This window comes from Flavobacterium defluvii (assembly GCF_900129555.1).
GTDB lineage: Bacteria > Bacteroidota > Bacteroidia > Flavobacteriales > Flavobacteriaceae > Flavobacterium > Flavobacterium defluvii.
The window spans coordinates 218,621-237,426 of sequence record NZ_FQWC01000006.1; the positions used below are offsets into that span (position 1 = coordinate 218,621).

The following is an 18,806-nucleotide window of genomic DNA, read 5'->3' on the forward strand; positions in this document are numbered from 1 at the left end:
GTGTATGCTATTTAAAAATCAATACACAAATTGCCTAAACAAAGCCAGTTATTTCAACTAATGTAGTACAATCAACATCATATTTCTATTCTATTTTTTATACGTTCCTTTGGTTCAAACCACAAGGCTATGTTTTTGAAGGTGTTGATATTATGAATTATTAAAAATTAAGAATTAGAATATCTCTTAATTCCTCACTCATAACTCATAAATTACTTAAAATTTGCAATTCCTTCTTTTAACCATTTTAAATATTCTGCTGCACTTACATAGCTAATTGTTGGTTTAGAAGCATTTAGATTATTTCCTTCTAAATCTGTAATGACGTATAAAGGCTGAGTATTGGTTTTGTATTTAGAAATCATAAAATCTGTCCATTTATCGCCTGCAGTAATAATTTTATCACCTGCAGCTGTAACAAATTGCTCCTCTTTTGGCAATTCGCGTTTATCATCAACATAAAGGGAAATCAAAACAACATCATTTTTTAAGATTGGCAGAATCGTTGGCTCAGACCAAACATTATTTTCCATCTTTCTGCAGTTTACGCAGGCATAACCTGTAAAATCGAGCATAATTGGTTTTTTAATTTCTTTGGCATAAGCTAAACCATCTTCGTAATCATGGAAAACCATAATGCCGTGTGGACCTAATTCAGCCCCTTCCGGAAGACCTTTTACTTCTGAATTTAAACCTGAATTGGCCGAACCTCCCACTCCAAAAGGACTTTCACTATAGGTCGGCGGCGGCGGAAATGCACTTATCAGTTTCAACGGCGCACCCCAAAGACCCGGAATTAAATACATAGTAAATACCAGAGTTAATAATCCTAAATATAGTCTTCCAACTGAAATATGCTGTAACGGACTATCGTGAGGCAATGTAATTTTTCCAAATAAATATAAAGTCAAAGCTCCAAAAATAGCAATCCAGATCGCTATAAAAACTTCTCTTTCTAAGAAATGCAGCTGAAGAACTAAATCGGCATTTGATAAAAATTTAAAGGCTAATGCTAATTCTAAGAATCCTAAAACAACTTTTACGGTATTTAACCATCCGCCAGATTTTGGTAAAGAATTTAACCAGCCCGGGAACATTGCAAATAACATAAACGGAAGTGCTAATGCAGATGAAAAACCAAGCATTCCAACAATTGGAGCAATTCCTCCGTTTGAAGCTGCTTCAACTAATAAGGTTCCAACAATTGGACCTGTACAAGAAAAAGACACAATGGCAAGTGCCAAAGCCATAAATAAAATTCCAACTATTCCGCCTTTATCAGCCTGCTGATCAGCTTTATTTGCCCATGAATTTGGAAGCATAATTTCAAAAGCTCCCAAAAATGAAGTAGCAAAAATGATTAAAATCAAAAAGAAAATCAAGTTAAACCAAACATCTGTAGATAAAGCATTTAATGCATCGGCACCAAATATTTTAGTTACAATAAGACCTAAAATTACATAAATAGCAATGATTGAAAGTCCATAAATAATGGCATTTCTAATTCCTTTTGCCCTGCTTTTGCTTTGTTTTGTAAAGAAACTTACCGTCATCGGGATCATTGGAAAAACACAAGGTGTCAACAAGGCTGCAAATCCTGATAAAAATGCCACAAAAAAGATCGACCATAAACTTCTAGAAGGTGCAGGAGCCGGAATTTCTTCTTTTACAGCAATTTCTTTTTCAACATTAGAAGTCTTGTCTACAGCAGTTTCGGTTGTTTTGTTAATAGTATCAACCGCTAATCCAACTCTTTTTGTTTCATCTAATTTTGCTTCTGTAATAACAGGAATTTCATCCATTTTAAAGTTTGAAGGAACTGCAATAGAAAATTTCTTATTTGAGTTGATACAAACTTCTTTACAAACCTGAAAATCAAAATCAACATCTACCGTTTTTAAATTCGGGTTAATGATTTTTATTTCCTGCTCAATATGTGCTTTACCTTCAAAAAAAGTTTCATTTACACCAAAAACATCGTTAAAAGCCGTTCTGGTTTTACCTTCTTTAGCTTTTCCAATTAGTTCATAGTTTCCTTTTTGGTTTTTAAATGAAATTTCCAGTGCTAGTGGTCCGCCTTCTGGTGTGAATTGCGAGTACATATGCCAGTCTTTTTCGATCGTTCCATCAAAAATTAAAATAGCGTTATTTCCTTTTTTTTCAATTTTTGAAGTCCATTTTACCGGCTCTAAAATTTGCGCATTAGTTGTTAATGCAAAAAAGAAAAACAGAAAAAAGACAGTGATTTTATTCCAGATACTTTTAGAAAATATCTTTTTATGGTTTTGATTAAAGTTCATTATTGCAATTCTATTTTAAGTATTTTATTTGTTGTGTTTTTTATTCTAAAACGTTCGTCCTGTCTAATTCCAACAATCCAAACAATTTGATTATCAGATGTCAAAATCCATGTTTTTTCTTTTTCGATCAACGATAATTTTTCGTCTTTAAAAAGTTTGCTTACTTTTTTCGACTTTCCGTTCATACCAAAAGGCTGAAAAACATCTCCTTCATTCCATCTACGCAAAATTAGAGGAAAACGGATTTTTTCGGCGTCCACAAATATAGTTCTATTTGAATCTATTGTAATGTCGTCTACCTGACAAAGCTTCAAATTTAAGGGAAAATTAACTTCTGTTTCGTTTTCGTGAATTTGAAATTCTTCTTTTTCTGATATTTCCGAAACCGGGCTTAAAATCAGGGTTTCACGATTCTTCAATAACCTAAATTCTTCTGAAAGAACTTGTTTTCCTGATTGTCCTTCGACCAAATCATAAATGTCATTCCATGCCGAAAAACCAAATTCGTTGAGCCATTGGTACAAATAGGATTTGTAATTTGGAAGTTTTTTAAGCTGATTTAAATCAAAATGAATATCCTCTCCTGCTTCTTTTGCCACTTGCTGATACACCATAATCGATGCATCTTCGACCATTTCTTTGGATTCCTGAAGATAGGATTGTGTTTTCTCAAAAGCATTTAAAAAATTTGGATTGATTTCTTTTAAAACAGGAACTAAATCGTGGCGAATTTTATTTCGAAGATACTTATTTGAAGCATTACTGCTGTCTTCACGCCATTTGATTGTATTTTCTTCGGCATATTTCAAAATTTCTTCTCTTGAAAATGGCAAAAGCGGACGTATAATTTTATCGTTTTGCTCCGGAATTCCTGTTAATCCGTCTAAACCAGTTCCGCGGGTTAAGTTGATTATAAAAGTTTCGAGATTATCATCGGCGTGATGTGCCGTTAAAATATAATCGAAGTTTTTTTCTTCTAAAAGTTCATAAAACCAGCTGTAGCGAAGTTCTCTTGCAGCAACTTGTGTTGAAAGTTTATAATCTCTTGCAAAAGCTTCGGTATCAAACTGAGTTATAAAAACCTGAATATTATTGTGAAGGCAATATTCCTGAATAAATTTTTGATCTTCAAAACTTTCTAAACCGCGAAGCTGAAAATTACAATGCAAAACGGCTATTTCATAAGGTAATTGTTCTAGCAAATGCAGCAAAACCATACTGTCTAAACCACCGCTAACAGCCAGAAAAAGCTTTTTTCCGGATAAAAATGGAAATCGGGATATGATATGATTTTGAAATTTTAAAAGCATCTGATAAAAGTAACAAATTAAATTTTATCTATTTTTAAATGAAATGTTAAGCAGTGATTTTTTTGTCTGCCACGAATTCACGAATTATTTTTAACGCAGATTTTGCAGATTGAACAGGTTTTTTGCCCCAGATTAAAAATTTTATTTATTTCTAAATTTAAATTAAATCTGCAAATCTGCGTGAAACAAAAATCCTTTAATCCTTATAATCTGTGGCTTTAACTTTAAAATTTTACTGCAAAACTTCATGCATTGCTTTAGCTTTTAATAGACATTCCTCGTATTCTTTTTCAGGAATTGAAAGTGATGTAATGGCACTTCCTACCGAAAATGAAACATATTTTTTTTGTTCGTTGTATAAAATACTTCTAATAACAACATTAAAATCAAAATCGCCTTCGGGTGTAAAGTAGCCAACCGCGCCGCTGTAAAGTCCGCGTTTGGTTTCTTCCAGATTTTCGATAATATTCATAACCGAAATTTTTGGAGCGCCCGTCATACTTCCCATCGGAAAAGTTGTTTTTAAAACATCTACTGCAGAATATTGAGCATCAAGTTTTGATGTAATCGTTGAAATCATTTGGTGAACCTGAAGAAAAGAATAGATTTTACAAAGTTCTGTAACCTCAACAGAACCTTTTTCGGCCGTATGGGATAAATCATTTCGAACTAAATCTGTAATCATTATATTTTCAGCACGTTCTTTTTCATCAGATTCTAAATATTCTTTTGATTTTTGGTCTTCTACCGGATCTGAAAAACGCTTAGAGGTTCCTTTTATTGGCTGGGAAATAATTTTATTTCCTGTTTTTTTTAAATAACGTTCTGGAGATGCTGAAAGTAAATATTGTTTGTGATTTTTAAAGAAAACCGAAAACGGAGCTTGTGAAATTCCATTTAATCTCTGAAATTTTTCAAACGGACTAATTACAGCATTTTCAGCAAAAAATTCCATACAGAAATTCGCTTCATACATATCACCTTTATGGATATGTTCCAGCATTTTGGTAACTTTTTCTATATATGAATCTTTAGAAATACGCTGTTGAATCTTTAAAGACACTTCATTTTCGAGTTTCGAGTTTCGAGTTTCGATTATCTCATTAAAATCATCTTCAATTTCGTCATCACAAAAAAGTAAATATTGAATTTCAAGCTGATTTTCTTTCAGCATAAATATTTTTTTTGGTTGAAAGAAAAACAAATCAGGAAAATCTAATCCGTCAAAATTATTTGATTTTAAATCCTCAATGTCGTTTTTTAAATCATAAGATAAATAACCTAAAAGCCAGTCTTTTGTAGTTTGCTGGTATTGTTTTAAGTCTTCAAAAGCATTATAATAATCTGTTTTTAAAGAAGTAAAAGCGTCTACAGCCAATAAACAATCAAAACTTGAATATTCCTGCGGATATGAATTACTGTCTAAAAAAACGACTTCCCGAAATTGCTGTGCCCAGTTCAAAAGCTGTTGTTTAAACTGCTCCGGGTTTAAAATAGATTTGGTGATAGAAACTCTCAAAAATGAATGAATTTTTAAATTCCAAAATTACAACAAAAAAAAGCGAATGTTTAAAAATTATTGGCACGCTTTTTAGTATATCGAATTTGTATTAATTCACGCGCGTTTTAACAATACAACCTATTTTATCAAAACAAAAAAATCAATTTTCTAACCATTTTTTTAAAAATTTATGAAAACAATTCACAAATTAGGATTAACCTCCTTGATCGTAATTACATTATTATTTTCCTGCAAAAAAGCTAATTATGCTTCTGGAGAAACTACAGATTCAAGAATGGCGGCAGATAGTACTGAAATTTCATCTTCTGCAGCTGTCGAACAAAAAGACAGTAAACAAAAATTTATTCGAACTGCTGATATTAAATTCAAAGTTAAAAACGTCGTAAAATCTACTTATGCTATTGAAAACGCTGTTCAAAAATTTGGTGGTTTTGTTACTTATACCAACTTACAAAGTAATATACATGAGCAGATTAAAACTAAAATAAGCTTAGACAGTACACTGGAAACTACTAAATATTCTGTAGAAAATAATATTACGATTCGGGTTCCTAATACACAGCTTGATACTGTAATTAAAACCATTGCAAAACAGATTGACTTTTTAGATTACAGAGTAATAAAGGCCGATGATGTTTCTTTAAAAATACTGGCTAATCAGCTTTCGCAAAAAAGAGGCACTGTAAACCAAAAAAGAGTTGAACAGGCAATTGACTCAAAAGGCAAAAAAATAAATGATGTTATTGAGGCCGAAAATAATCTGGCAAACCAAAAAGAAGATAATGACAACAAGATTGTAGAAAATCTGTCATTGCAGGACCAAATTAACTTTAGTACGGTTACATTACAGCTTTATCAAAATGAAACAACGAGACAGGAAATAACGGCAAGTGAAAAAGACAGTACTTCTTATCAGCCAAATTTAGGCATTCAGATTTTTGATGCTTTAAAGAGCGGATGGAATATATTACAAGCCATTTTGGTTTTTCTACTTAATATCTGGCCAATTATTTTATTAGCATTTGGCGGATGGTTTCTTTATAAAAGATACAGCAAGAAATAATAAAAGTGTTAACAAAATAGCAATTTGATAAGAAAAAATTCGTTATATTTGATATAGCATTAAACTAATCCCAAAATAGAATATTTTTGATTGTTAAATTCTCAATAAAATGATAGTAAAACTAAATTTCCATTTTTTAGAGAATATTGATTTGCATTTTCAGCACACTAATTATATCATTTTAACCTATTAAAATTCTAAGTATTATGAAAATTGCTACTATTATTGTCCGCGTTTTGATCGGCCTTTTATTACTGTTTGCCTCTATTTCGTTCTTTTTTAAACTTGCGCCGGAACCAGAAACAACAGGTAATTTTAAGGCATTCAATATGGGTTTAGTTGCTTCAACTTATTTATTGCCCCTTGCAAAAACAGTTGAACTTCTTTGTGGAGTTTCATTTGTAACAGGTCGTTTTGTTACTTTGGCAAACATCCTGATTTTACCAATCACTATTAACATTTTGTTTATCAATTATTTTCTGGCCCCAGAAGGATTACCAATTGCTGCATTATTATTTCTGGGTAATTTATTTTTGATTTACAGATATTGGGATAATTATAAAACAGTTTTTACACCTTGATTTTTCATCAGTATAATAAAAGAGCCGACATCAAAATGTCGGCTCTTTTATTAATTTGTTTTATCGTGTTTTACCCAAACCAAATCAGATATATTATATCCAATTTCCTGAGCTTTAATTAAAAAATCTGCTTTAACGCTTTCAGGCATCGTAGTTTCTCTCGAAAGTATCCACATGTATTTTAGGCTTTCGCCGGCAACAAGGGCATATTTGTAATCGCTGTCTACTGCAATGATATTATATCCAGAATAAAAAGGACCAAAAAATGAAACCTTAAGCATACCAATGTTGTCTTTTTTGACAAGTTTAGCTTTCCCGATGCTCTCCTCCCATTTGTCTTTTTTGACATTATAGCCCTTATTATCAACTTTTATGGTTCCGTCTTCATTCAAAGAATATTCAGCAGAAACGTTATCTAAGTGCCTTTCCCATTTATAATCTAATCTTGCGATTTCGTACCATTTCCCTAAATACTTTGCTTTATTAAAATTGGTAATAGCAGTTGCTTTTTTAGGAATCGTAGAACCACAGGAATAAAGTAAAAATGCAATTCCTGCTCCTAGTAAAACAGGAGCAATATATTTATTTTTCATGATGCAATCTTTTTATTATCATAAAGATACCATCAGAATTCTACATCTAATTTACAAAATTTTTCTTGAAGTTTATATTTTTTAGTGCTAAAATTTAGAGCAAAATAAAAACCCGTGTCGTTAAAAAACGAGACGGGTTTAAATATGAATTTACGAAAATCTTTATACGTGTAAGGCTCTGTTTTCAGTTGCTGCCAATGCTGCTTCTTTTACCGCTTCCGCAAAAGTTGGATGCGCATGGCTCATTCTTGAAATATCTTCAGCAGAAGCTTTGAATTCCATTGCAGTAACCGCTTCAGCAATTAAATCTGCTGTACGGGCACCAATCATGTGAACTCCTAAAACCTCATCTGTTTTTTCGTCAGCAAGGATTTTTACAAATCCGTCTAAATCAGCACTTGCTCTTGCACGCCCTAAAGCTTTAAATGGGAAACTTCCAGATTTGTAAGCAACTCCTGCCGCTTTCAATTGCTCTTCAGTTTGTCCGACTGCAGCAACTTCCGGCCAAGTATAAACTACACCAGGAATTAAGTTATAATCGATATGAGGTTTTTGACCTGCTAAAATCTCTGCAACCATAACTCCTTCTTCCTCTGCTTTGTGCGCCAACATTGCTCCACGAACAACGTCTCCAATTGCATAGATATTTGGAATATTAGTTTGCAAATGATCGTTTACTTCAACTTGTCCTCTGTCAGAAATTTTAACTCCAGCTTTGTCAGCGTTTAATCCGTCTGTGTACGGACGACGACCTACAGAAACTAATGAATAATCTCCTTCAAGAGTGATAGTTTCTCCTTTTGCATTTTCAGCCTGAACTACAACAGCATCGCCATTTCTTTCAACCGATTTTACTTTGTGAGAAACGTAGAATTTCATTCCTTGTTTTTTCAACACTTTTGTTAATTCTTTAGAAAGCGCACCGTCCATTCCAGGAATGATTCTGTCCATGAATTCAACTACAGAAACCTGAGCTCCAAGACGAAGATAAACTTGTCCAAGCTCGATTCCGATAACTCCTCCACCAATAATTACTAAGTGTTTTGGAACTTCTTTTAAAGCCAAAGCTTCAGTAGAAGTGATGATTCTTTCTTTATCGATTTTGATGAATGGTAAAGAAGATGGTTTTGATCCTGTAGCGATTACAGTATATTTAGCTTCGATAGTTTCAGAAGTTCCGTCTGCTTTTGCAACAGCAATATGAGTTGCATCTACGAAAGAACCTAAACCATTGAAAACAGTAATTTTATTTTTTTCCATTAAGTAGTTAATACCACCTACAGTTTGATCAACAACAGCTTGTTTGCGTGCGATCATTTTCTCTAAATTGATTTTTACATCGCCGGAAACTTCGATTCCGTGATCTGCAAAATGAGCAATTTCTGAATAATGATGTGAAGAAGATAATAATGCTTTTGAAGGAATACAACCTACGTTAAGGCAAGTTCCGCCTAATGAATTATATTTTTCTACAATTGCAGTTTTGAAACCTAATTGTGCGCAACGAATTGCTGATACATATCCACCAGGACCTGAACCTATAACGACTACGTCAAATGAACTCATAGTATTTGTTTTTATTTTAGCGGTTACAAAATTAAGCAATAAAGTTTTGTTTGAAGTTTAATTTTCAATGTTTTTTGCGTGAAATTTTGGGTTGGAGTTTTACCGCAAAGAGCGCTAAGAATTACGCAAAGGCTCGCAAAGTTTTTGTTTTAATCTCGCAAAGATGCAGAGTCGCAAAGATTTTTAAAAATTAAGATTGAATAGCGTCCAGCTTTAGCTGGATGGAAAATTATTGTCAAAGTTAGGGCTTTAGCCAAACTAACACAGATTTGGCTAAAGCCTCTATTATACAATTCTAAAACCTCCAGCTAAAGCTGGAGGCAATTCAATAAAAACTTTGCGACTCTGCGTCTTTGCGAGATTAAAAAAACCTTAGCACCTCAGAACCTCAGCATCTTAGAAAGAAATCACCGTCGAATTCTTTACTTCACTAATCATAAACATGCTTTGCGTGCTTCCAATGTGTTGTAAACTTGTAAGTTTTGTAACCAAAAATTCGCGATAAGCTTCCATATCTTTTACTAAGACTTTTAAAATATAATCGTAATCACCACTTACATGATGGCATTCTAAAACTTCGTTGAGTTTGATAACTTCACTTTCAAATTTCGTCAGGAATTCTTTTGTGTGCTGAATCAACTTTAAATGACAAAAAACTACAAATCCTTTTTCGATTTTAGATTTATCGACTAAAGCTGCATAGTTTTTAATTATTCCTTCTCTTTCTAATTTTTTAATTCGTTCGTATACAGCCGTAACCGAAAGATCTAGTTTTAAAGATAATTCTTTGGTTGTTTTTTTACTGTCGGTTTGTAGTAAAACCAAGAGTTTTTTATCTGTGGCGTCTAAAGTCATTTTTGTTGGTTTTAAGAGATGAAAGAAAATCTATTAATTGAATTTTCTTAATTCAAATTTAGATTAAAATTCACAATAAATACATTTTAATAGTTTTAAAATCTAAATATTCAATTTATAGTTGATTAATTTTCTAATTAGATCTTATTTTGGATAGAATTTCTTTTGAAAACGAGAGCCCTAGCCCTGATAGAAGTGGAAATCCTTTTGTGTCTCGTTTCTTTAACGAGACATAAAAGATTGCAACGGATAGCAGGATTAGCTCCAAATAATTAATACTAGTTTCAATCAACTTGAAACCTGAAACTTGAAACAAAACAAACAAAAACTATCTATATGAAAAACTTCAATCCAGCAGACAAAATTCAGGATTTGCAATACTTTGGCGAATTTGGCGGCGTAAATCCGTCGATTTCTGATTCATCGACTTATACTTTTCTTTCAGCTAAAACCATGTTTGATACTTTTGAAGGCAACATGGAAGGCTGTTATTTGTATTCCCGTCATTCATCGCCAAGTAACCTTTATTTAGATCAGGCTTTGGCAGCGATGGAAGGAACGGAAACTGCAAATGTTTCAGCTTCGGGAATGGGAGCCATTACACCTACTCTATTACAATTGTGCGGAGCTGGAGATCACATCGTTTCAAGCAGAACAATTTATGGCGGAACTTATGCTTTCCTAAAAAATTTCACACCAAGATTCGGAATCGAAACAAGCTTCGTCGATATCACAAAACTCGATGTTGTTGAAGCAGCAATTACAGCTAAAACAAAAGTTTTGTATTGCGAGACTGTTAGTAATCCGTTATTAGAAGTTGCTGATATTGCTGGCTTGGCAAAAATTGCTAAAAAACATAATTTAAAATTGGTAGTCGACAATACATTTTCGCCTTTATCAGTTTCGCCTGCAAAATTAGGAGCTGATATTGTAATACATAGTTTAACGAAATATATTAACGGAAGCAGCGATACAGTTGGCGGCGTAACTTGCGCTTCCAAAGAATTTATCAATTCGTTGAAAAATGTAAATTCCGGAGCAAGTATGCTTTTGGGACCAACAATGGATAGTTTACGTTCGGCAAGTGTGATGAAAAATCTTCGTACGCTTCATATCAGAATCAAACAACACAGTCACAATGCGCATTTTCTGGCTGATATGTTTGAAAAAGATGGTTTAAAAACAGTTTATCCGGGATTAAAAAGCCACCCGAGTCACGAATTGTACAAAACGATGATTAATCCGGAATATGGTTTTGGCGGAATGCTGACAATTGATGTTGGAACTTTGGAAAAAGCCAATGAATTGATGGAATTAATGCAACAAAGAAATTTAGGTTATCTGGCTGTAAGTTTAGGTTTTTATAAAACGTTATTCAGCGCGCCGGGAACTTCGACTTCAAGTGAAATTCCGTTGGAAGAGCAGAAAGAAATGGGACTAACAGATGGTTTGATTCGTTTTTCTATTGGTTTGGATAATGATATTGATCGTACTTATGAAATGATGAAACAATGTATGATTGAAGTTGGAGTTTTGAATTCCACAGAGATTCGCAAAGAAAATTTCGCAGAGATTCGCTAAGATATCTCTCTCGCAGATTTGGCTGATTATGCTGATGTCATAGAAACCTATAAAAAATCTGTAAGATCTGCACAATCTGCGCGAGAAAATTTATGCGGATTTTATATAAAAAAGCCGTTCTGAAATCAATCACAGAACGGCTTTTTTAACTTATATTTTTATTAACGTTCGGACGCTAAACGAAGTTTGGAATTAAATATATGCCAATTGTCCAAGCACAAAACTATCTTTAAATTCAGCCGAAAACCCATATCTCGTTTAACGGCGGTTAGTGGTAGCGCATTTATCTATCTCTCAATTCAGGATTCATTATTTCTTGGCATTGGTTAAAACTTGCTTTATATTTTAATATATTTATTATTTCAGCATTGTCAATATTGATTTTATTATTCAGTACAACAATTCTAGAAAGAAGTTTAGTTGCTTCTCCGTTATTTTCTTTTGGAATATTTTTATTCACCCAATTTTCTATTTTCTGGTTATTTATATTTTCTTCATAAAATACAAACTCACGTAATTTATTATTTTCGTTTGCTATTGAAGAGAGTTTTTCAATTTTATTTTTCATTTCAATAAAATCCTCACTAGCAACGTATTTATCATAAAGAATTATCGCCCTTTTAAATTCAACTTGTGTTAAAGTCCTTCCATCAGAAGAATCATCCTCTACATCAGCCATTATCTGAGCATGAAGGAAATTTGTAAAAAAAAGGATAAAATAAAATATAATTTTCATTTTCATATTTTAGAGAAATGTTTATTTGCGTTACTACTAACTCTTAACTTATAACTTAACTACATTAAGTTTGCTATTTTTTCTACTATAAGTAAAATAAATCAATAGCCCAATAATTAACCAGATCGTGAAATAAATCCAGTTCCAAACGCTTAATTCGGCCATCATGTAAAGGCAGCAGATTAATCCTAAAAGCGGAATTAAAGACAGATTTTTTCTGAAAGCCCAAACCGCTAATCCAACCAAAACAAATAAGAATATCCACATTGGGATTTTGTGTTTGAATAAACTAAAACCTGATTCATATTTTGCAGAATCAGCAATTGGTAAACCTTTTACAACCTCAGCATATTTTACTTCGTCGTCCTGATATTGTCCTAATAAATGCTCTAAATCTGAAGTTTCTGACGTTTTATTGTTTACTTCAATACTTTCTAAATATTTGAAAACTTTTTCAGATTCTGATTTATCTAAAGAAGTTACGATTGAAGTTGCATCGTAAATCTGCGGTTCGTTATTGATGAAAGCCATTGTTGCTTTATTGTTGAAAGCAAAAGCATAATATAATCCGGCAATCATTAAAACCGGCAGAATAAATTTTGAATTGATATAAGGCGTTTTGAATTTTCCTCTTGGAATTTCAGGTTTGTTCTGTAATACTAAAACTCCTGCACAAACCAATACAAAGGCGAATAAAGTTCCGATACTGCATAAATCGGTTACCATTGTCAGGTTTAAGAATAATGCTGGAATTGCCACAACAAATCCTGTTACAATTGTTGCGAAAGATGGTGTTTTGAATTTTGGGTGAACGGTTGAGAATTTCTTTGGCAATAAACCATCACGGCTCATACTCATCCAGATACGAGGCTGTCCCATTTGGAAAACCAATAAAACGCTCGCCATTGCCACTACAGCACTAACGGCAATAATTCCCGACATCCATTTTAAGTCTAATTTATCGAATACAAATGCCAAAGGATCTCCCACATTTAATTCGTGATATTTTACCATTCCGGTTAAAACCAAAGCAATAGCAATATATAAAAGTGTACAGATAATAATTGCCCACATCATTCCGCGTGGTAAATCGCGCTGCGGATTTTTACATTCTTCGGCTGTTGTCGAAATCGCATCAAAACCAATATAAGCGAAGAAAACGGCTGAAACTCCTTTTAAAACCCCACTAACTCCATTTGGCGCAAACGGACTCCAGTTTGCAGTATCTACATAAAATACACCAACTGCAATTACTAAAAGTACTACACAAAGCTTTACCACAACCATTAAGTTACTTGCGTTACGAGATTCTTTCATCCCTCTGTAAACCAAAGCTGTAATCAAAATAATGATGAACAATGCCGGTATATCAGTCACAAAATGGAAAGATCCAATTGTTGGCGCAGTTGTCCACGCTGTATGTGCCTGTTGCAAAGCAACACTTAAATTTTCAAATGATTTTCCACCTCGCATTAAGGCTTCAGCATCGTTAAAACCGTTTGAAGCGGTTAAATAATCCATCTGAATCCATTGCGGTAAATGAATTCCGCCGCTCTGGAGCAGTCCTGTAAAATAATCACTCCACGATATGGCAACGGTTATATTTCCCACGGCATATTCCATAATCAGTGCCCAGCCAATAATCCAGGCAATTAATTCCCCAAAAGCAACATACGAATAGGTATAAGCACTTCCTGAAACCGGAACCATCGAAGCAAATTCCGCGTAAGCAAAAGCAGCAAAACTACAAGCCAAAGCGGTAAATAAGAATAAGAAGATAACGGCTGGTCCACCGTCTGCGCTGGCTTTTCCAATTGTACTAAAAATTCCCGCTCCAACAATAGCCGCAATTCCAAAAGCAGTTAAGTCTTTGGTGGTCAAATGTTTTCCTAGTGCATTATGACCGTCTGATTCGTTCTGAGCAACCTGCTTTAGAATATCCTGTACTGTTTTCTTTCGGAATAAACTTGAAAATGCCATATATGTTTTGCTGTTATAAATTAATTTAATTCAGTCGTTTTTGTTTTATTTTGCAAATAATGCAAAAATTATCTTTATTTCAAATATATAAAACGATTTTGTTTTTACAGATGTTTTTTTCTGCCACGAATTCACGAATTATTTTTTCAAATCTTTAAATTTTCCCTCGCAGATTGAGCAGATTTATTTTTTGTTTTAATCATTAAAATCTGCGTAAATCTTTTAGCAGAATAAAAATCCGCGTTATCTGCTAAATCTGCGAGAAACAAAAAAACTTTGCGAAACCCTGCGTAATTCTTTGCTCCCGATAGCTATCGGGATTGCGGTTAAATAATTACAAATGTAACATTTCTCAAAATGAGCTTACTAATACAAGTAGTATTTAATTTAAAGAATCATTTTTATGGAAAAAATTTCAAGACGTTCTTTTGTAAACAAATTTGGGCTTGGCGTTGGAGCTTCGGTTGTGATGACTTCACTTCCTTCTTTTATGACCGAAACTGAAAGTAAGCAATTCTCTTACACCGGAAAAAAATTAAATATTGCTTTATGCGGTTTAGGAAACTACGCTTCACTGCTTGCCGAAGGACTTCAGGTTTCTGAATACTGCCAGCTTGCAGGAATCGTGACCGGAACACCATCTAAGGCTGAAACATGGAAAAAGAAATATAATATTCCTGAGAAAAATATTTACAACTACGAAAATTTCGATGAGATTGTAAAAAACAAAGATATTGATTTAGTGTACGTTGTAACGCCAAATGCATTACATAAAGAATTTACTGTTCGTGCAGCAAAAGCAGGAAAACATGTTATTGTCGAAAAACCAATGGCAATTACTCCCGAAGATTGCGAAGAAATGATCAAAGTCTGCAATGACAATAACGTACAATTGGCAATGGGTTATCGCTTGCATTACGAACCTAATCATCTAGAAATAAAACGTCTCGGACAAGAAAAAGTTATGGGACAAGTTCGTTATATTGAAACTGGTCTGGGTTATAGTACTTACGATGTTCGTGACATAAATAAACCTGTTGATCTAAACGCCCGCAATCAATGGAGACTGACAAAAAAATGGGCCGGCGGCGGTTGTTTGATTAATTTAGGAATTTATTGCATTCAGGTTTCGCGTTATGTTTTAGGCGAAGAACCAATTGCCGTTACCGCACAATTTGGACATGTCAATAACAAAAATATGTTTTCTCAGGTTGAAGAAAATATCACTTGGCAAATGGAATTCCCGAGCGGTGCAGTTGCGAATTGCAGTAGTTCTTGTGGCTTTGGCATCGATCGATTTTACGCTGCTGCCGATGAAGGTTTCTTTGAGATGAGCCCTGCTGTAAGTTATGGGCCTTTTATTGGTAAAAGATCGGATGGAAAACCGTTTAATTTTCCGGTTATCAACCAACAGCAAACCCAAATGGATGAGATTTCTAAAGTTATTTTAGCCAACAAAAAACTTCCAAATCATATTACGGGCGAAGAAGGAATTAAAGATGTTAGAATTATCAACGCAATCTATAAAGCCGCTGAAACTGGAAAAAAAATAAGTTTGTTATAGTTTTATTTTTCACGCAGATTAGGCAGATTTTAGCAGATTTAATTTAAAAATAAAAATCTGCGAATATCTGCTTAAATCATTTTAAATCTGCGTGAAACAAAAATCTAAAATCTACAGTCTAAAATCTAAAATTTAAGACAGCTTCTCAAAATGCTAACCGGATGCTGAGCTTCACGTTTAGTTCCATCATAAATTTGATGGCGGCAGCTCGTTCCTGCGGCGGCTATTTTCACATTTTCGGCAGTGTTACGCACTTTTGGAAAAAGCGTATCCTCTCCCATTTGCATACTCACTTTATAATGTTCTTTTTCGTAACCAAAAGAACCCGCCATTCCGCAGCAGCCTGAATTGTATATTGTAACCGTATTATTTTTAGGCAGATTCAGCATGGCAAAAGTCGCTTCAACAGAGCTTAAAGATTTCTGATGACAATGTCCGTGAATTTTAATTTCTTTCGTTTCTTCTGAAAAAGAATCGGCTGTAATTTTTCCGTCGATGATTTCTTTTTTGAAGAATTCTTCAATCGTAAATGCATTTCGGGATAAATTTTCTGCAGCTTCTTTGTCATCGGCTAAACGAAGATATTCATCTCTAAAAGTCAAAATCGCCGAAGGTTCAATTCCGATTAAAGGCGCATTGGCTAAAACCAAATCTTTAAAAATGTTTACGTTGTGATTGGCGATTTTCTTCGCTTCTTCTAAAAATCCTTTCGAAAGATACGTTCTACCGCTTTCTTCATGATCGACAACCAAAACCTGATAACCCAATTTAGTCAATAATTCGAAAGCATCGATTCCAATATTTACGTCGTAATAATTCGTGAATTCATCCACAAACAAATACAATCTTCCGTTTGGAAAATCAGTTGCTGCAGGTTTATTATTTTGATACCATTTTCTAAAAGTTATTTTCGCCAAAAGCGGAACTTGTCTTTCAGGAGCAATTCCCATTGTTTTTTTAACCAAAGACTGATTCGAAATAAAATTCGTAATCGACGGGAATTTGCTTCCCATTTTATTCAATTTAGCATTATTAGCAAAAATTTTATTTCGGGTCGAAAATCCGTTTGCTTTTTGGTATTGGTATAAAAACTCCGCTTTTAAAGTCGCAACGTCAACATTACTAGGACATTCGCTCGCGCAGGCTTTACAGCTCACACACAACTCAAAAACTTCGTATAATTCTTTCTGGTCAAATTTGTTTTCTTTTTCAGAATACGTCAAATATTCACGCAAAGCATTTGCTCTCGCACGAGTTGTTTCTTTTTCATTTCTGGTTGCACGATAACTCGGACACATCGCTCCCCCTGCCGATGGCATTTTTCGGCAATCGCCAGAACCATTACATTTTTCGGCAGCGCGTAAAATTCCTAAACTGTCTGAGAAATCCTGAAACGTTTTAATATCCGGTTCCACTCGGCCCGAAACTACACGATGATTTTCGTCCATTTTCAAAGCATTAACAATCTTCCCGATATTTAAAACCGAATTCGGGTCAAATGCCAATTTGATTCTTTTCAGCAATTCGTAATTTTTATCGCCAATCATAAACGGAATAAACTCGCCACGCACGATTCCGTCGCCGTGTTCACCGCTTAAAGAACCTCTGTATTTTTTCACCAAATGCGCCACTTCTGTCGCAATGGTTCTGAATAATTTTAAATCAGATGTTTTCTTCAAATTTAAAACCGGACGCAAATGCAGTTCTCCCGCACCGGCATGCGCATAATAAATCGCTTCTTGTCCGTGACGCAACATCATCGCCGAAAATTCTGCAATATAAGCTGGTAAATCGCTTAATTCTACTGCGGTATCTTCAATAGAATCGGCTGCTTTATCATCGCCTACAATACTTCCTAAAAGTCCGAGACCGGCTTTTCTAAGTTCGTTGGCTTTATCAATATCAGCTCCGAATAATTTAACACTGGCGTATCCAAAATTATGTTTCTCTAAATCGGCAATTAAAGCGTCAGCTTGTTTTTCGGCATCTTCCAGATTGTGCGAAGCCACTTCAAAAAGCATAATCGCTTTTGGCTCTCCAACCAAAAAGAAACGGTTTTTAATGTGTTCACGATTCGTTTTGGTACAATCTAAAATCGTGTCGTCGATCATTTCGCAAGTGTACAAATGATGTTTCATCGCCACGACAACAGATTCCAAAGATTCCTGAATCGTGTGATAATGTGCCACAACCATAATACTGTAAGGTGGCGGTAAATCGTCAACTTTTAAAGTTACTTCGGTTGTAAAAGCGAGAGTTCCTTCACTTCCGCAAAGCAGTTTTCCTATATTTATTGTGGGTTCAGTTCCGCCAAATAATTCTGATCTTAACAGAATATCAACGGCGTAACCTGTATTTCGTCTGTGAATTTCCGGTTTCGGAAACTCTTTTATAATTTCTTCCTGATTTTCTTTAACCGAAAGTTCGTCGTAAACGCTTTTATATATTTTATTTTCTAAAGAATCGCCTTTGGTTTTCTCGATAAATTCTGCCGAAGTCAATTCGCCAAAAGCAACTTCAGTACCATCACTCAAAATTGCTTTTACCTCAGCAATTTTATCACGCGTAACACCATAACGAATTGAAGTTGTTCCAGATGAATTATTTCCCACCATTCCGCCAATCATCGCACGGTTTGATGTTGATGTAATTGGCGCAAAGAAAACGCCGTGAGGTTTCAAAAACAAATTCAGTTCATCGCGAATAACGCCCGGCTGAACCGTAACCGTTTTTTTCTCGGCATCATAACCTAATATTTTGGTAAAATGTTTCGAAACATCAATCACAAGTCCGTCGCCAACAGCTTGTCCGGCAAGTGAAGTTCCGGCCGTTCTTGGCGTAACCGAAATATTATGTTCTGCTGCAAAGCGAATTAACCTGCTGATATCTGCTGTAGATTTAGGCAAAGCCACCGCATTTGGCCGAATCCGATACACCGATGCGTCTGTCGAATAAAGTGTTTTATGAAGATCATCGTATAAAAGTGTGCCTTCGAGTTCGCTGGCTAATTGCTCTAAATGAGATTGGGTCAACATGTTAAATGGTGCTTTTCTTAAAAAAATAATTCCTCAAAACCGAGATAGCAAATATAAAAATATAGCAGGTTAAAATGGTATTAATTGAGAATTTATCTCCGTATACATTATATTTTATAA

General features: G+C 34.3%; 13 protein-coding genes. 4 read left to right on the forward strand and 9 right to left on the reverse strand.

Annotation, left to right across the window (positions count from 1 at the left end):
- Window positions 1-212 precede the first annotated feature (212 nt).
- The 3 genes from BUC29_RS14590 to BUC29_RS14600 form a co-directional block, all read right to left on the reverse strand.
- The gene (locus BUC29_RS14590) at window positions 213-2,300 is read right to left on the reverse strand and encodes a protein-disulfide reductase DsbD family protein (RefSeq protein WP_208610049.1); all 2,088 of its coding nucleotides are present in this window, start codon (window positions 2,298-2,300) and stop codon (window positions 213-215) included.
- On the reverse strand, window positions 2,300-3,610 hold the full coding sequence (gene tilS / locus BUC29_RS14595; RefSeq protein ID WP_073416908.1) for a tRNA lysidine(34) synthetase TilS: 1,311 nt from the start codon (window positions 3,608-3,610) through the stop codon (window positions 2,300-2,302). Before tilS ends, BUC29_RS14590 begins: the two co-directional genes overlap by 1 nt.
- A 232-nt stretch (window positions 3,611-3,842) precedes the next feature.
- Window positions 3,843-5,129, reverse strand: coding sequence for an anthranilate synthase component I family protein (locus tag BUC29_RS14600; RefSeq protein WP_073416909.1), 1,287 nt, complete (start codon window positions 5,127-5,129; stop codon window positions 3,843-3,845).
- Between the two features lie 172 nt (window positions 5,130-5,301).
- Between BUC29_RS14600 and BUC29_RS14605 the strand changes: the two genes are divergently transcribed.
- Window positions 5,302-6,195 (forward strand): DUF4349 domain-containing protein, encoded by an 894-nt coding sequence (locus BUC29_RS14605; RefSeq protein ID WP_073416910.1) that lies wholly within the window; start codon window positions 5,302-5,304, stop codon window positions 6,193-6,195.
- Between the two features lie 206 nt (window positions 6,196-6,401).
- Window positions 6,402-6,776 carry a DoxX family membrane protein gene (locus BUC29_RS14610; protein WP_073416911.1) on the forward strand — a complete coding sequence of 125 codons (375 nt, stop codon included), beginning with the start codon at window positions 6,402-6,404 and terminating at the stop codon, window positions 6,774-6,776.
- 50 nt (window positions 6,777-6,826) lie between these two features.
- Here the strand turns inward: BUC29_RS14610 and BUC29_RS14615 are convergent, their stop codons facing one another.
- The 3 genes from BUC29_RS14615 to BUC29_RS14625 form a co-directional block, all read right to left on the reverse strand.
- Window positions 6,827-7,369 carry a lipocalin family protein gene (locus tag BUC29_RS14615; RefSeq protein ID WP_073416912.1) on the reverse strand — a complete coding sequence of 181 codons (543 nt, stop codon included), beginning with the start codon at window positions 7,367-7,369 and terminating at the stop codon, window positions 6,827-6,829.
- Window positions 7,370-7,531: 162 nt separating this feature from the next.
- On the reverse strand, window positions 7,532-8,935 hold the full coding sequence (gene lpdA, locus BUC29_RS14620; RefSeq protein ID WP_073416913.1) for a dihydrolipoyl dehydrogenase: 1,404 nt from the start codon (window positions 8,933-8,935) through the stop codon (window positions 7,532-7,534).
- Window positions 8,936-9,331: 396 nt separating this feature from the next.
- Window positions 9,332-9,790, reverse strand: coding sequence for an Lrp/AsnC family transcriptional regulator (locus BUC29_RS14625; RefSeq protein ID WP_073416914.1), 459 nt, complete (start codon window positions 9,788-9,790; stop codon window positions 9,332-9,334).
- 336 nt (window positions 9,791-10,126) lie between these two features.
- On the opposite strand from BUC29_RS14625, the gene BUC29_RS14630 reads away from it, so the two are divergent.
- On the forward strand, window positions 10,127-11,371 hold the full coding sequence (locus tag BUC29_RS14630; protein ID WP_073416915.1) for an aminotransferase class I/II-fold pyridoxal phosphate-dependent enzyme: 1,245 nt from the start codon (window positions 10,127-10,129) through the stop codon (window positions 11,369-11,371).
- A gap of 283 nt (window positions 11,372-11,654) precedes the next feature.
- Here BUC29_RS14630 and BUC29_RS14635 read toward each other — a convergent pair whose 3' ends face one another.
- Together BUC29_RS14635 and BUC29_RS14640 are read right to left on the reverse strand one after the other, a co-directional pair.
- Complete coding sequence (locus BUC29_RS14635) at window positions 11,655-12,107, reverse strand: hypothetical protein (RefSeq protein WP_139260518.1); 453 nt, start codon at window positions 12,105-12,107, stop codon at window positions 11,655-11,657.
- A 48-nt stretch (window positions 12,108-12,155) separates the two neighbouring features.
- Window positions 12,156-14,087 carry an amino acid permease gene (locus tag BUC29_RS14640; RefSeq protein WP_073416917.1) on the reverse strand — a complete coding sequence of 644 codons (1,932 nt, stop codon included), beginning with the start codon at window positions 14,085-14,087 and terminating at the stop codon, window positions 12,156-12,158.
- A gap of 403 nt (window positions 14,088-14,490) precedes the next feature.
- On the opposite strand from BUC29_RS14640, the gene BUC29_RS14645 reads away from it, so the two are divergent.
- Window positions 14,491-15,651: a Gfo/Idh/MocA family protein gene (locus BUC29_RS14645; protein WP_073416918.1), complete on the forward strand. Its 1,161-nt coding sequence runs from the start codon at window positions 14,491-14,493 to the stop codon at window positions 15,649-15,651.
- A gap of 125 nt (window positions 15,652-15,776) precedes the next feature.
- On the opposite strand, the gene BUC29_RS14650 is transcribed toward BUC29_RS14645, so the two are convergent.
- Window positions 15,777-18,686, reverse strand: coding sequence for an FAD-binding and (Fe-S)-binding domain-containing protein (locus tag BUC29_RS14650; RefSeq protein ID WP_073416919.1), 2,910 nt, complete (start codon window positions 18,684-18,686; stop codon window positions 15,777-15,779).
- Between the last annotated feature and the right edge of the window lie 120 nt (window positions 18,687-18,806).

Excerpts from the sequence above, each read along its gene's own strand:
- BUC29_RS14590 (WP_208610049.1), bottom strand. The coding sequence starts at position 2,300 with ATGAACTTTAATCAAAACCATAAAAAGATATTTTCTAAAAGTATCTGG.
- tilS (WP_073416908.1), bottom strand. The coding sequence starts at position 3,610 with ATGCTTTTAAAATTTCAAAATCATATCATATCCCGATTTCCATTTTTA.
- BUC29_RS14605 (WP_073416910.1), top strand. The coding sequence starts at position 5,302 with ATGAAAACAATTCACAAATTAGGATTAACCTCCTTGATCGTAATTACA.
- BUC29_RS14610 (WP_073416911.1), top strand. The coding sequence starts at position 6,402 with ATGAAAATTGCTACTATTATTGTCCGCGTTTTGATCGGCCTTTTATTA.
- BUC29_RS14615 (WP_073416912.1), bottom strand. The coding sequence starts at position 7,369 with ATGAAAAATAAATATATTGCTCCTGTTTTACTAGGAGCAGGAATTGCA.
- lpdA (WP_073416913.1), bottom strand. The coding sequence starts at position 8,935 with ATGAGTTCATTTGACGTAGTCGTTATAGGTTCAGGTCCTGGTGGATAT.
- BUC29_RS14625 (WP_073416914.1), bottom strand. The coding sequence starts at position 9,790 with ATGACTTTAGACGCCACAGATAAAAAACTCTTGGTTTTACTACAAACC.
- BUC29_RS14630 (WP_073416915.1), top strand. The coding sequence starts at position 10,127 with ATGAAAAACTTCAATCCAGCAGACAAAATTCAGGATTTGCAATACTTT.
- BUC29_RS14635 (WP_139260518.1), bottom strand. The coding sequence starts at position 12,107 with ATGAAAATTATATTTTATTTTATCCTTTTTTTTACAAATTTCCTTCAT.
- BUC29_RS14640 (WP_073416917.1), bottom strand. The coding sequence starts at position 14,087 with ATGGCATTTTCAAGTTTATTCCGAAAGAAAACAGTACAGGATATTCTA.
- BUC29_RS14645 (WP_073416918.1), top strand. The coding sequence starts at position 14,491 with ATGGAAAAAATTTCAAGACGTTCTTTTGTAAACAAATTTGGGCTTGGC.
- BUC29_RS14650 (WP_073416919.1), bottom strand. The coding sequence starts at position 18,686 with ATGTTGACCCAATCTCATTTAGAGCAATTAGCCAGCGAACTCGAAGGC.